The organism is Nocardioides albidus (assembly GCF_006335005.1).
Taxonomy (GTDB): domain Bacteria; phylum Actinomycetota; class Actinomycetes; order Propionibacteriales; family Nocardioidaceae; genus Nocardioides; species Nocardioides albidus.
Genome location: NZ_VDMP01000021.1, coordinates 143,534 through 157,073 on the forward strand (window position 1 = coordinate 143,534; position 13,540 = coordinate 157,073).

A 13,540-nucleotide genomic window follows, 5' to 3' on the forward strand; every position below is an offset into this window, starting at 1 on the left:
AGCATGGCGGTGTCGGCCGCTCCCGGAAGCACGCAGTTGACCCGGATCCCGCGGTCGCCACCGAGATCGATGGCGGCTGCGCGACTCACGCCGCGCAGAGCGAACTTCGAGGTGCCGTAGGCGCTGGAGCCCGGCCAGGCGCCCAGACCCGCGACCGAGGCGATGTTCACGATGGAACCGCCGGGCGGCATGTGCGGTGCGAGCGCCTGCATGCCGTGGATCGCACCCATCACGTTGACCTGGAAGTGCCCCTCGAACATGGCCGGCGACGTCTCGAGGAAGTGCGCGTACTCGCACCGGCCGGCGTTGTTGACCAGTCCGTCGACCCGTCCGTACCGCTCGACCACGAGGCGGGCGAGCCGCGCCCACCCCTCGGGCGCGGTCACGTCGAGCGCCGCTGACCCGTGCTGCGGACCGAGCTCGGCGGCCACCTCGGCGACACCGTCGGCGGCGAGGTCGGTCACCACGACCGTGGCGCCCGCCCGGGCGAGCGTGCGGGCGTGGGCCGCACCGAGGCCGCGGCCGGCACCGGTGATCACGACGACCTTGTCGGTCAGGTCGACCAGAGGGCGGGGGGCGGTCTGGGTCATCGGGGTCTCCTCAGGTCGGGGCTGGCGGACATCGGCTTCTCGACGGACAGGCCCAGGCGGGCCTTCTCCTCCGGGGTGAGGACGAGGGTCGCGGCCGCCACGGAGTCGAGCACGGACTCGGCGCGGCTGGCGCCGGGGATGGGTACGACGCACGGCGACCGCGCGAGCTGCCAGGCGAGGGCCACCCGGTGCGGGCTCACGCCGCGCTCGGCCGCCACCTCGGCGAACGGCGCCAGCGACTGGACGAGCGACTGGGCGAGCGACTTGGCTTGGCGCAGGCCGCCGAACGGCCCCCACGACAGGAAGGCGAGGCCCAGCTCGGAGCACAGATCGATGACCGGGTCGCTGCCACGAGCGAGTGGCGAATACTCGTTCTGCACCGACACCAGCGCGTCGCCCACGATCGCCGCGGCGAGGCGGACCTGGCCGGCGCTCACGTTGGAGATGCCGATCCGCGCGACGATCCCGTCGTCGACGAGAGCCCGCAGCGCCTCCATGGACTCACGGTAGGGGCACCGGGGGTCGGGCCGATGGTGCTGGTAGAGCGGGATCACGTCGAGCCCGAGGCGCTCGCGGGAGGCGAGTGCCGCCGTCCGCAGGTGCTCACGGCTGCCGTCGATCCACCAGGTGAGGCCCTCGCGCGTGTGACCGCCCTTCGTCGCGACGACCACGTCGTCCAGCGGGCCGTCCCAGGAGCGCAGCGCGGCCATCAGGACGCGCTCGTTGGCGCCGTACCCGCCCGGCACGTCCCCACCGGTCGGGCCGTAGACATCCGCGGTGTCGAAGAGGGTGACACCCGCGTCGAGCGCCGCGTGGACCGCTCGGGTCCCGCGCTCGACGTCGCTGTCCGGGGTCTGGGTGAGCGTCATGGCGCCGAAGCCGACAGCCGAGACCTCGAGGTCGCCGAGGCGGCGCGTCGGGAGCGTGCCGGTCACGGGTCGCCCACCTCCTCCGGGTCGGGTAGAGTCGCACAATACCAATCAAGCGCTAGGTTGCGAAGGAGGAGCGGTGGCGGACAAGACCATGCAGCTGTCCGACGTGGCGAGCCACGTGCGGTCGGGCATGACTGTCGGGATCGGCGGCTGGGGCTCGCGGCGCAAGCCGATGGCGCTGGTCCGCGAGCTGCTGCGCAGCGATGCGACGGACCTGACGGTGGTCGTCTTCGGCGGCCCGGACGTCGGCCTGCTCTGCGCGGCCGGCAAGGTCAAGCGCCTGGTCTACGGGTTCGTCTCGCTCGACTCCATCCCGCTCGACCCGCATTTCCGCGCCGCTCGCGAGTCCGGGACGATCGCCACGACCGAGTACGACGAGGGCATGTTCGTCACGGCCCTGCGCGCTGGCGCCGCTCGGATGAGCTTCCTGCCCAGCCGGGCCGGACTGGGCTCCGACGTGCTCGCCATGAACCCGGAGCTGCGCACCGTCGCGTCGCCGTACGACGACGACGTGTACGTCGCCGTCCCCGGGATCCGGATGGATCTCGCTCTGATCCACCTCAACCGCGCGGACGCCGCCGGCAACGGCCAGTACCTCGGGCCCGATCCCTACTTCGACGACCTGTATGCCATGGCCGCCGACCGCTGCATCATGAGCGTCGAGCGGATCGTGCCGACCGAGGAGCTCACGGCCGACGCGGCACCCCAGACGCTCCTGGTCGGCCGGATGTTCGTCTCCGGCGTCGTCGAGGCGCCAGGCGGAGCGCACTTCACCAGCTGCGATCCCGACTACGGCCGCGACGAGGCCGTCCAGCGGGAGTACGCCGAAGCCGCGCGCGACCCCGGAACGTGGGCGGCGTTCGAACAGCGCTTCCTCGCGGAGGGCACCCGATGAGCGCCACCGACGCCACCCGGGCCGAGGTCTGCGTCGTCGCGTGCGCCGACGCCTGGCGCGGCTCCGGCGAGATCCTGGCCCACGCGGTCGGGATCGTGCCGACCATCGGCGCGCGGCTCGCGAAGCTGACCTTCGAGCCCGATCTGGTGCTCACCGACGGCGACTGCTTCCTCATGAGCGAGCCGCCGCCGCTGGGTCGCAATGCCTCCGCCGGCGGCACGATCGAGTCGTGGGCGCCGTTCCGGCGGGTCTTCGAGATACTCGCCACCGGGCGTCGGCACAGCATGATGGGCGCGAGCCAGATCGACCGCTTCGGCAACCAGAACATCTCCTCCATCGGCGACTGGCGACGTCCCACCCGCCAACTGATCGGCGTCCGCGGCGCCCCGGGCAACACCGCCAACCACCGCGTCGACTACTGGGTGGGCGGACACAGCACCCGGGTGTTCGTCGAGGCCGTCGACGTCGTCTCCGGCGTCGGCAACGACCGGGCCCGAGCGCAGCCCGGCGGTGCCCTGCGCTTCCACGATCTCGGGGTCGTGGTCACCGACCTCGCCGTGCTCGACTACGACGCCGAGGGCCGCCTCAAGGTGCGCTCGCTGCACCCGGGCGTGACGGCCGCCGAGGTCGCCGAGAGCACCGGGTTCGCGATCGACACCGGGAGCGCCGGTACGACGCGCCTGCCGACGCCCGAGGAGCTCGAGCTGATCCGCACGGTCCTCGACCCCCAGGGCCTGCGCGACAAGGAGGTCCGGAGCTGAGCGCGTCGTACCGCCGAGGCGCGGGCTCAGGCGAGCAGGCCGCCGTGCAGCATCTCGAGATACTGGTCGGCCACGGTGCGGTGCTGCAGCCGGCCGCGGGGGTTGTACCAGCGCACCGTCGACCAGATCGCGTCGCGGATGAAGCGGTAGGTGAGTCCCGGGTCCAGATCGGCGCGGAAGTCACCGGCTCCGGCGCCCGCCTTGAGCACGCCCAGCCAGACCTTCTCCACGTCGAGGCTCGCCTTGGTGACGAAGGCGAACTCCGGCGTGGAGGTCAGCAGCGCCGACTCGTTCTGATAGAGCGCAACGGCGAACGGCACGCGGTGGATGGTCTCGAACGAGTTGTAGATCAGCCCGTCCAACGCGGCGCGCGGGCTCTCCTCCGCCTTGGCGATCTCGCGGATCTCGCCCAGCAGGTTGCCCATGAAGTCCCGCAGGATCTCCGTGAGCATGGCCTCCTTGGAGTCGAAGTGGTGATAGAGGCTGCCGGAGAGGATCCCGGCCTCGTCGGCGATGTCCCGCACGGTCGTCTGCGTGTAGCCGCGCGTCGCGAACATCTCCGCAGCGATCGCCAGGAGCTGAGCGCGGCGGGCCGAGCCGCCTCCGCCCGCCCCCGCGCCTCCGGCGGCATCCGTCCGTCGCCGACTCCCGCGGGCCGTAGCCTCGTTCTTGCTCGCCATGACCTGATCCTCTCCGACGCGCGGCGCCCGGCCGCAGGTCCCCGGCCGACGCACGCTCCGCCGGGGACGGACGGGACTACAGTACCTAACAAGCACTTGCTCATGAGGAGTCTCGTCTGATGGCAGCACGGACCATTCCCGCCCTCCTGGCCGAAGCGGCCGCGGCCCACGGCAGCCACCCGGCGGTCGTCGACGGCGCCACGACCGTGACCTACGAGGGTCTGCGTGACCTCGCCGTCGCGGCAGCCCGCTCCTACCGGGCGCTCGGCGTCGAGCCCGGCGACCGGGTGGCGATCTGGGCGCCGAACCGGCACGAGTTCGTCGTGGCCCTTCTGGGCGCGCAGTACGTCGGCGCGTCCGTCGTCCCGCTCAACACCCGCTACCGCGGGCACGAGGCACGGGTCGTGCTCGATCGCTCCCGCGCGGTCGTCCTGGTGCTGTGCGACGGCTTCCTGACGACCGACTACTCCACGATGCTGCGGGAGACCGACACCGCGGGCACCGGGGACACCGGGGACACCGGCCAGGTCGTCCCCGGGCTCCCGCACCTGCGCACCCTCGTCGACGTGAACTCCGCCGGCCGGCCGGGCACCGTGGCGTGGGCCGACTTCCTCGCGCTCGGCGAGCGGACGCCCGTCGAGGAGGTCGAGCGGCTCGCGGCCGAGGTCGTCCCGGAGACGGTGTGCGACATCCTCTTCACGTCCGGCACCACCGGCGTCCCGAAGGGCGTGATGAGCACCCACGCCCAGACCATCGGCGTGGCCGACGTGTGGGCCGACGGAGCGTCGCTCTCGCCGGCGGACCGCTACGCGATCGTCAACCCGTTCTTCCACGGCTTCGGCTACAAGGCCGGCGTCATCGCGTCACTGACCGCGGGTACGACGATCTACCCGGTGCTCACGTTCGACCCGGTCGCCCTCATGCAGCTCGTGCAGGACGCCCGGATCACCGTGCTCCCCGGCGCGCCGACCATCTTCATCACGCTCATCAACCACCCGCGCCGCACGGACTTCGACCTCTCCTCCCTGCGGTTCTCCATCGCCGGGGCGGCGTCGGTGCCGGAGACGCTGTTCGAGCAGATGCGCGACGTCCTCGGCTTCGACACCGTCTACCAGGCCTACGGCCTGACCGAGTGCGTCGTGGCCACGACGTCCCGGCACGGGGAGGATCCGCGCCACATCGCGGAGACGACCGGGCCCCCGGTGCCCGGCATCGAGGCCCGGATCGTCGCGGGCGACGGGAGCGACGTACCCGTCGGCAGCGACGGCGAGATCTGGCTCCGTGGCGCCAACGTCATGCTCGGCTACTTCGAGGATCCCGAGGCGACCGCGGCCGCCATCGACGCCGACGGGTGGTTCCACACCGGCGACGTCGGCCGTCTCGACGAGCACGGCTGCGTGAAGATCACCGACCGGATCAAGGACATGTTCATCGTCGGGGGCTTCAACGTCTATCCGGCCGAGGTCGAGAACGTCCTCGCGGCCCATCCCGCCGTGGTGGAGAGCGCGGTGGTCGGCGTCCCCGACGAGCGCCTGGGCTCGGTCGGCGCCGCGCACGTTGTGCTGCGGCCGGGCTCCTCCGCCACGCCCGAGGAGCTCGTCGCCTGGGTGCGGGAGCGCCTCGCGAACTTCAAGGTGCCGCGCGACGTGGTCATCGAGGAGGCCCTGCCGCGCAACGCCAGCGGGAAGGTGCTGAAGACGGATCTGCGCGATGGCTGAGGAGCGGGTCGTCGACGGCGGTCGCGGGCCGGCGCTGCACTCCACCACGGTCCGGCTCGGCTACGCCGACACGGACCCGGCCGGGATCCTCTACTACGCCGCCTGGTTCCCCTGGATGGAGCGCACGCAGAGCGAGTGGTTCTGGCTCAACGGCCTGCGCCAGGACGAGCTGAAGGAACGTCACGGGTTCTGGACCGTCACCGCCCACACCGCGTGCGACTACGTGGAGGCGGTCGGCCTGTTCGACGAGATCCGGGTCGAGCTGCGGCTCGGGACCGTGGGCCGGCGCTCGTTCGAGATGCTGCACCGGATGGTGCGCACCGCGGACGACGTCGTGGTGGCCCGCGCCCGGATCCGGATCGTCACCGTCTCCCCCGACCTCGGTGCGGTCGACATCCCGCCCCTCCTGCGCCGCCACCTGGACACCTGGGCACACGGCACGCGCCTCGCGCCCGCCGAGGTGTCGTCGTGACCGGCTACGGCACGACCCTCGTCACCGGCGCGACCGGTGGCCTCGGTGCCGCGATCTGTCGCCGGCTGGCGGACGACGGCGCGCAACTGCTCCTGCTGCACCGCCGTACGCCGCCCGATGCGTTGGTCGCCGAGCTCGGTGCCCGCGTGGTCGGCGTCCGGCGGTGCGAGCTCGGCGACGCGTCCGCGGTCTCGGCCGCGGTCGCCGAGCTGGAGGCCGAGCACGGGCCGGTCCGCACGGTCGTCCACGCGGCCGGACCGCACGTGCCGATGGTGCACCTGTCGCGGGTCACGCCCGCGCAGTTCGCCGCCCAGGTCGACCAGGACGTCGTCGCGTTCTTCAACCTCGCCCACGCCGTGCTGCCGTCGCTGCGCGCGACCCGAGGGTCGCTGACCGCGGTCACGACCGCGGCCACCACCCGCTATCCCGTGCGCGACGGCCTCTCGTCGGCGCCCAAGGCGGCCGTCGAGGCGCTCGCGCGCGGGCTCGCCGCCGAGGAGGGCCGCTTCGGCGTGCGGGTCAACTGCGTCGGCCCGGGCATGCTCACCGACGGGATGGCCGAGCGGCTCATCGCCGACGGCGACCTCGACGAGCGCGCGCTCGAGGTGGCCCGCGCCAACATCCCCCTGCGTCGCTTCGGCACGGCGCTCGACATCGCCGAAGCCGTCGCATACCTCGCCGGCGACAGGGCCGGGTTCGTCACCGGCCAGAAGCTCGACGTCGACGGCGGCTACGGCGTCTGACGAGGGACGGGAGCGCTCGAGTTTCGGGCCGGGACACCGGGGGCATGGATCCAGCCGGATCAGCAGACACCACCGAGGAGGCTGTGCTCCCGATGCCCCACCCACGCCGTGCCGTCCGGCGGACAGCAGTTGCCGCGGTGGTCGCGGCCACCTCCGTGGCTCTGTCGTCCGCAGCCGTGCCCGCGCGAGCCGACGAAGGCGTGCGGGCCGAAGAGTGGTGGTTGGTGACGCTGGCCGCGGAGGAGATCTGGAAGGAGCACACTCGCGGAGAGGGCGTCGTGGTCGCCGTCATCGACTCCGGCGTGATCCCGACCGGCGATCTCGAAGGGGCAGTGCTCCCTGGCTTCAGCTATGACGGGTCGGGCCGAGGCGACACGACGACCGACCCCGACTTCCACGGCACCTCGATGGCCACCTTGATCGCCGGCCGCGGCACGGGTGACGGCGTCCTCGGAATCGCGCCGGAGGCGACGATCCTTCCCGTGCGACTGCCCCGCGGCCCCAACGACGACGACACCACCCAGGCCCTGCGGACCCTCGCGGCCATGGACGACCCGCCCGAGGTGGTCAACATGTCGATCGACAGCGGCGGCGGGGAATGCTCCTCCGACATGCAGGAAGCGGTTCGCGCCGCCGTCGACAAGGGCATGATCCTGGTCGCGTCGATGGGCAACGACCACTCATCCATCGACTACCCGCAGTCGCCTGCGTCGTGCCCGGGAGTGCTGGGAGTGGGCGCATTCGGCTGGAACAACTTCGGCTTCCGGCCCGACGACGCCCCCGATCTGCGGATCTGGTCGAAGAGCGAGCACCAGCCCTATGCCGCGTTCGCCGCGCCCGGGGTCCACGTGATCACCTTTCTCCCCGGCCGGGACGAGCCGTTCTACGTCGACGGCACGAGTGATTCCGCCGCGATCGCCTCGGGCTCGATCGCGCTCGTGCGGGCGGCGTACCCCGACATGCCCTCGCGCGAGCTGGTGGCGCGGCTCATCGCCTCCGCCAAGCACCTCGACCTGCCGGCCGGCACCCGGGACCCCGCGTGGGGCTTCGGCGTCCTGCGACCCCGCAGCGCCATCGAGGACACCATCCCCACGGACGCACCGAACCCGATCTACGACGAGCTCGACGAGGTCGCGCCGCCGTCGGCGACACCCGGCGCTCCTGCCGGCAACGGCCTCGACGATCCGGGCGCTGTCTCGGGGTCCGCGGGAGCGGTCGACCGAGAGGCACTCGTCCTGGCGGGGTTCGCGGGAGGACTCGTGCTCCTCGGCCTGGTCGCCGCGGGTGTCGTGCTGCTGGTCCGGCGCCGGGGCTGAGGCTCAGGGACCGGCGAGGATCCCCGCGGCGATCTCGCCGCCGACGCGGACCGCGCCGTCGACGTGCTGGAAGCCGTGGCCGGCGACGTCGCTGCTGCCGAACTCGATCGGTCCGACCGGCTCGCGCAGCAGGTGACCCCAACGCGTGAGGCCGCCGAGGTCGAAGCTCGTGCCGTAGGCGCCGCCGGTGAGCTCCTGGTGCTGCCAGTCGCTCTCGACGTAGGCGAGGGGATGGCGGGCCTGCTCGCCGTAGTAGGACGCGAACGAGTCGAGGACGCGTGCGCGACGCTCCTCGGCACTCAACCGGCCCACCTCGTCGGCGTTGACGTCGGAGACGAAGCCGACCAGCACGCCCCGCGACTCGCCCTCGGGGGTGTTGTCGTAGGCCTCGTGCACGAGCTCGTAGGGCCCGAACGCGGTGCCGTCGAGGCCGTCCTCGCGCCAGAACGGCGTCTCGTACATCGCCTGCACCTTGATCACCAGGCCGAAGGACTGGTGCTCGCGGGCGATCCGGTGCTCGGCGGGCAGCTCGGGCGTGAAGCGGACCCGGCGCACGACGGTCGGGGGTACGGCGAGCACCACCCGGCGTGCGGCGTACGCCACCTCGCCGACGTGGACGACGGCTTCCTCGTCGGTCCATTCGACGCGGGTCACGTCCTGGTCGAGGAGGACCCGGTCGCCGAGCAGGCGCGCGAGCTCGAGCGGGACGGACTGCAGGCCGCCGACGACGCGGCGGTCGAGGATGATGTCGGCGTCGAGCAGGTTGCTGAACGAGCCCGCGCTGGCGGCCATCTGGACCGCCTGCAGCGCGGAGAACGCGTGGGCGGGCTTGGTCAGCATCGCCGGGCCGAGGTAGAGCGCGATGTTGTCGCGGGCCTCGGCGTCGTCGCACTCCTGCTCGAGCCACGTGCGCAGCGAGACGGAGTCGAGCTTCCGGGCGTCCTCCAGCTCCCACGGCCGGGCCGGGTCCATCGCCGCGGCGAGCTCGTCCAGCTTCCTGGTGAGCTCGACGATCGCGGCGGCGGTGGAGGCCGACACCGGAAGGTCCTCGGCGAAGCGCCGCGCCACGCCGTCGTGGCCGACGTACACCGAGTCGCCGTCGCGGTGCCGCGCGAAGGTCGCGAGCCCGAGCTCGTCGACCAGGGCGATGAGCGCATCCTGGTCGGGCGAGACCCACTGGCCGCCGATCTCGAAGGAGCCCGAGGGCTCCCCCTCGACGGTCTCGACCTCGTCGGTGCGCAGCCGGCCGCCGACGCGGTCCCGCGCCTCGAGCACGAGGACGTCCTGGCCGGCCTGGGCCAGCCTCCAGGCCGCGGTCAGTCCGGTGACCCCGGCTCCGATGACGATCACGTCGTGGGTCATGTCAGCTCTCCTGCAGGATGGGGTCGTCGGTGGGGTCGACCACGACGAACCGCTCGTCGGGGCGCCGGGCGAGGTAGGTGACGTAGTAGACGAGCGCCAGCGCGAGGATGCCGCCGGTGATGATCAGGTCGGTGGGCGCGGCGCCGATCAGGGCGTAGCCGACGGCGAGGATCACCAGGACGGGCGGCAGCGGCCACAGTGGCATCCGCCAGCCGGGAGCCGTGCTCATCCGGCGCACCTTGAGCGCCGCGATCGCGAGCACGATGTACATCGCGGAGATGATCACCGAGGTGATGCCGAGCAGTGCCTCGATGTCGACGGCCCAGGCGAGGATCGCCCCCGGGATGCCGATGACGAGGGTGGCGACCCACGGGGCGCCGTACCGTGGGCCGAGGAGGCTCAGCGCGCGGTTGACGGCGGGCGGCCAGGCGCGGTCACGGCCGGAGGCGTAGACGACGCGGCTGTTCTGCAGCACCATCACGATCGCGGCGTTGAGGATCGCGATGGCGATGCCGAGGTTGACCGCGACGGCGGTGGCGTCGCCGCCCCAGGCGCGGACGAACTGGGAGAAGTCGCCGGTCGCGAGCGCGCCGAGGTCGTCGACGGCGAGCACCGTGGTGACGGTCGGGACGAGGATCACCAGGCCGCCGAGACCCAGCGACCAGAAGACGACGCGAGAGACGTTGCGGCGCGGCTCGACGATCTCCTCCGCGAGGTAGGCCGCCGTACCGAAGCCGCTGACGACGAACACGCCGACGGTGAGACCGGAGACCAGGAGCGCGGCGGTGAACGGCTCGATCCCGCTGTCGCCGAGCACGTGGGCGTCGACCAGCTCGCCGGGGCCGCGCTGGATGTGGGCGGCGCCGAGGATCGCGACGACCGCGGCCGCGACGATCTCGAGGAGGAGGAAGATGCCGGTCACCAGCGCGTTGGCGCGGATGTCGAGCAGCGCGACGCCGGTCGCGACCAGCATGACGACCGCGCCGGTGATCGCCCGGTCGAGGCTGACGAGGTCGGCCAGGTAGTCGGCGGTGCCGAGCGCGATCACCGGCGGGATGACCCAGAGCAGGACACCGGACAGCGCGAAGGTCAGCCAGCCGGCGCAGCGGCCGAGCGTGTGGCTGACCATGGCGTACTCGCCGCCGGCGCTGGCCATCCGGGTGCCGAGCTCGGCATAGCAGGCGCCGACGGCGACCGAGATCAAGATGCCGGCCGCGATGGTGAGCACGACGCCGCTGCCCTGGCTGGCCATCATCTCGGGGACGATGATGAACAGGCTCGACGCCGGCGTGATGCAGGACAGCACCAGCAGGACCGCGCCCGCCGGGCCCAGGACCCGCGCCAGGCCGGCCGCCTTCTCGTGGTCCGCCCCCTGCTCGGAGGAGGACGGCGCTCCTCGCTCCGGCGCTGCGGCCGGCTCCGGCCGTGCGGTGGTGGTGTCGGTCATCGGCGCTCCTCGGCTGTGCCGTACGGCGCACTTTGAACGCCGTACAAATCTTTGAACGACATTCAAAGTGACGTACGACACGGTCCCGCGTCAAGGGGCGGCCGAGGAAATTCTTTTCGTCGCGACGATTCGCCGGCCCGTCCGCCGCACGGAGAGCAGGGCGGGCGCCCCCCACACGTGCGCCTCGCCCTGCTCGATCCAGACAGGACGCTAGGAGCCCGGGCTTCACACGGGACCGGCGTGACTGTGAAGGGGACCGCAGGACGAGGACCGGTGCGCCGTCTCACCGTTCGGCGAGGGCGAGCGCGCCATCTCCTAAGGTGCGGGCATGGCAAGAGGAGCCTTCGGGACGGCCTTCGACGAGGCGCTCACCGCCCGGTCGATGAGCCTCGGCGCGCTCCACCGCGCCCTGCAGGCGCGGGGCGCGGCAGTGAGCCTGGCGACGCTGAGCTACTGGCGCTCGGGCCAGCGCCAGCCCGAGCGCGAGGGTTCGTTCCGGGCGCTCGCCGAGATCGAGCGGGTCCTCCTCCTGGCCCCCGGCGCGCTGGAGGACCACCTCGAGCCACGCCGGCGGCAGGTCGCGCCGGAGCTCCTCGCGGATCTGAGCGACGACCATGAGCGCATCCGGGCCCTGCTCGCGCGCCTCGACTTCCACTCGCCGTCCGACCGGCTGATCGACCGGGAAGTGACCCTCAAGTACGAGGTCGGCCCGGACCGAGCGCCGGTCAAGATGGGCTACATCGTGGTGGTCGAGTCGATCCACGCCCAGGCCGATCGGCGCGCCATGATCCTGCGGGTGCGTCCCGGCTCGCGGACCCCGGGGATCACCCCGCGCGGCGGGTTCGCCCTGGGCGAGGTCATCCACGACCGCGAGCACGGGATCGTGGTCGGCGAGATGCTCCTCGACCGGGCCCTGGCGCCGGGCGAGACCGCGCTTCTCGAGCAGGAGGTCGTCTACCGGACGCCCGACCCCGACGACAACTCGTACTTCTACTGGGCGGTTCGCAAGATGACGTCCGTCAGCCTCTGGATCCGCTTCGACCCCGACTGGATGCCCGCTCGGTGCGAGTACTACACGATCATCGACGGCCAGGAGGAGGTCACCGAGCTCGAGACGTTCGGGACCAGCGTCAGCCGCACGGTCACCTCCTTCGGCCCGGGAACCCTCGGCATCCGCTGGCACTGGACCTGAGCTCGGCGAGCCCGTCTACGCTGACGCGCGTGGCACGCACCCGATCGAACCGGCGCTTGGACCGGCCCCGTGAGCAGGTGCTCGCCGCGACCCTGGAGATGATCGCGGAGCAGGGCCTCGGCAAGGTCACGATGGCCTCGCTGGCCGCCCGCCTCGAGACGAGCGGTGGTCACCTCCTCTACTACTTCGGCACCCGCAACGGGCTGCTCCTGGAGACGCTGCGCTGGAGCGAGAGCCAGTACGCCGAGCAGCGGGCGCCCCTGGTCGTCAGGGCCACCGAGGGCGCGGCCGATCCCGCGTCGGTGCTGGAGTTCGCCGGGGTCTTCCTGCCGGTCGACGAGCGCGACCCGCGCTGGCTGCTGTGGCTCGAGCTGTGGGCGCGGGCGCCGTACGACGCCGAGCTGGCCGCCGCCCAGCGCGAGCTCGACGACCAATGGCACGACGATCTGGTCGTCGTGCTCCGCGCCGGCCTCCCCGGCGTCACGGATCCCGAGGGGCTCTCCCAACGGCTGCGCGCCATGTGGGACGGGTTCGCGATCGCCATCGTCAACGGCGGCGGCATCGCCCAGCGCGAGGCGGCGATCGGGCACACCCGCGCCGCCCTGGACCCCGTCACCTGACGCCGATCCCGCCCAGCGGGACCCGCGCCGACGGGCCGGACCGCCCTCCCCACAGTGAGGTCATGACCACCGCGCACGACGTCTTCTCCGGCCGCACCGCCGTCATCACCGGCGCCGGGAGCGGCATCGGCAAGGGGCTGGCCCAGCACGCAGCCTCCCTCGGCATGCGCCTGGTCCTCGCCGACATCGACCAGGCCCGGCTCGACGCCCTCGCCGCGGAGCTGCCGGGCGAGGTGCTCACCGTCGCCACGGACGTCGCCGACCCGGAGGCCGTCGACCGTCTCGCCGCAGCGGCCTTCGAGCGCTTCGGCAGCGTCGAGCTGCTCGTCAACAACGCCGGCATCATGCGAATCGGCTACTCCTGGGAGCTCTCCGCCGAGGACTGGAGCACCGCGATCGACGTCAACCTGCGCGGCGTCGTCAACGGCGTCCGCAGCTTCGTCCCGCGACTGCTCGCGCAGGGCACCGCGGCCCACGTGGTCAACGTGTCGTCGGTCGGCGGCTTCCTGCCGAGTCCGATGATGGCGCCCTACACGGCCACGAAGTTCGCCGTCCTCGGGCTCACCGAGTCGCTCGCCCTCGAGCTCCAGATGCTGCAGTCGCCGGTCCGGGTCTCCGTGGTCACCCCCGGCCCGGTGCGCAGCGCGATCTTCGCGAAGGCCCCCGAGACGGACGACCCGGCCCTCCTGGGTTTCCACGAGTACCTCGCGCGGCAGAACGTCGAGGAGGGCATCCCCGGCGAGGAGTACGCGCGCACCGTGCTCGACGCCGTCGCCGCCGGCGAGTACTGGGTGATCACGCACCCCGAGTTC

13 protein-coding genes and 1 pseudogene are annotated in these 13,540 nt (G+C 72.3%); 9 read left to right on the plus strand and 5 right to left on the minus strand.

Annotated elements, in window-relative coordinates; genetic code table 11:
* Positions 1–590 (minus strand): SDR family NAD(P)-dependent oxidoreductase (locus tag FHP29_RS08365; RefSeq protein ID WP_240044407.1); only part of this gene is annotated, 590 nt, incomplete at its 3' end.
* Positions 587–1,525 carry an aldo/keto reductase gene (locus tag FHP29_RS08370; protein WP_240044395.1) on the minus strand — a complete coding sequence of 313 codons (939 nt, stop codon included), beginning with the start codon at positions 1,523–1,525 and terminating at the stop codon, positions 587–589. The genes FHP29_RS08365 and FHP29_RS08370, both read right to left, overlap by 4 nt.
* 73 nt (positions 1,526–1,598) lie before the next feature.
* On the opposite strand from FHP29_RS08370, the gene FHP29_RS08375 reads away from it, so the two are divergent.
* Positions 1,599–2,417, plus strand: coding sequence for a CoA transferase subunit A (locus tag FHP29_RS08375; protein ID WP_139622412.1), 819 nt, complete (start codon positions 1,599–1,601; stop codon positions 2,415–2,417).
* Positions 2,414–3,178 (plus strand): CoA-transferase subunit beta, encoded by a 765-nt coding sequence (locus FHP29_RS08380; RefSeq protein ID WP_139622413.1) that lies wholly within the window; start codon positions 2,414–2,416, stop codon positions 3,176–3,178. Before FHP29_RS08375 ends, FHP29_RS08380 begins: the two co-directional genes overlap by 4 nt.
* Positions 3,179–3,204: 26 nt before the next feature.
* Here FHP29_RS08380 and FHP29_RS08385 read toward each other — a convergent pair whose 3' ends face one another.
* A complete protein-coding gene (locus tag FHP29_RS08385; protein WP_139622414.1) occupies positions 3,205–3,858 on the minus strand; it encodes a TetR/AcrR family transcriptional regulator in 654 nt (217 codons plus the stop codon).
* 119 nt (positions 3,859–3,977) lie between these two features.
* On the opposite strand from FHP29_RS08385, the gene FHP29_RS08390 reads away from it, so the two are divergent.
* The 4 genes from FHP29_RS08390 to FHP29_RS08405 all read left to right on the plus strand — a co-directional run bounded on the left by FHP29_RS08390 (position 3,978) and on the right by FHP29_RS08405 (position 8,107).
* Positions 3,978–5,576, plus strand: coding sequence for an AMP-binding protein (locus FHP29_RS08390; RefSeq protein WP_139622415.1), 1,599 nt, complete (start codon positions 3,978–3,980; stop codon positions 5,574–5,576).
* On the plus strand, positions 5,569–6,048 hold the full coding sequence (locus tag FHP29_RS08395) for an acyl-CoA thioesterase (RefSeq protein WP_139622416.1): 480 nt from the start codon (positions 5,569–5,571) through the stop codon (positions 6,046–6,048). Before FHP29_RS08390 ends, FHP29_RS08395 begins: the two co-directional genes overlap by 8 nt.
* Positions 6,045–6,791: an SDR family NAD(P)-dependent oxidoreductase gene (locus tag FHP29_RS08400; RefSeq protein WP_139622417.1), complete on the plus strand. Its 747-nt coding sequence runs from the start codon at positions 6,045–6,047 to the stop codon at positions 6,789–6,791. Before FHP29_RS08395 ends, FHP29_RS08400 begins: the two co-directional genes overlap by 4 nt.
* A 224-nt stretch (positions 6,792–7,015) precedes the next feature.
* Positions 7,016–8,107 carry a S8 family serine peptidase gene (locus tag FHP29_RS08405; RefSeq protein WP_158296522.1) on the plus strand — a complete coding sequence of 364 codons (1,092 nt, stop codon included), beginning with the start codon at positions 7,016–7,018 and terminating at the stop codon, positions 8,105–8,107.
* Between the two features lie 3 nt (positions 8,108–8,110).
* Here FHP29_RS08405 and FHP29_RS08410 read toward each other — a convergent pair.
* Positions 8,111–9,496 (minus strand): annotated as a pseudogene (locus FHP29_RS08410) (flavin monoamine oxidase family protein); the annotation flags it as partial.
* The gene (locus FHP29_RS08415; protein ID WP_139622420.1) at positions 9,471–10,916 is read right to left on the minus strand and encodes an APC family permease; all 1,446 of its coding nucleotides are present in this window, start codon (positions 10,914–10,916) and stop codon (positions 9,471–9,473) included. The pseudogene FHP29_RS08410 and the gene FHP29_RS08415, both read right to left, overlap by 26 nt.
* A gap of 328 nt (positions 10,917–11,244) precedes the next feature.
* On the opposite strand from FHP29_RS08415, the gene FHP29_RS08420 reads away from it, so the two are divergent.
* The 3 genes from FHP29_RS08420 to FHP29_RS08430 form a co-directional block, all read left to right on the plus strand.
* Positions 11,245–12,108, plus strand: a complete 864-nt coding sequence (locus FHP29_RS08420) for a hypothetical protein (RefSeq protein WP_139622421.1) — start codon at positions 11,245–11,247, stop codon at positions 12,106–12,108.
* Positions 12,109–12,137: 29 nt separating this feature from the next.
* Entirely contained in the window at positions 12,138–12,728 is a 591-nt protein-coding gene (locus tag FHP29_RS08425) for a TetR/AcrR family transcriptional regulator (RefSeq protein WP_139622422.1), read from the plus strand.
* Positions 12,729–12,790: 62 nt separating this feature from the next.
* The coding region (locus FHP29_RS08430) for an SDR family oxidoreductase (RefSeq protein WP_139622484.1) at positions 12,791–13,540 on the plus strand (750 nt) is incomplete at its 3' end.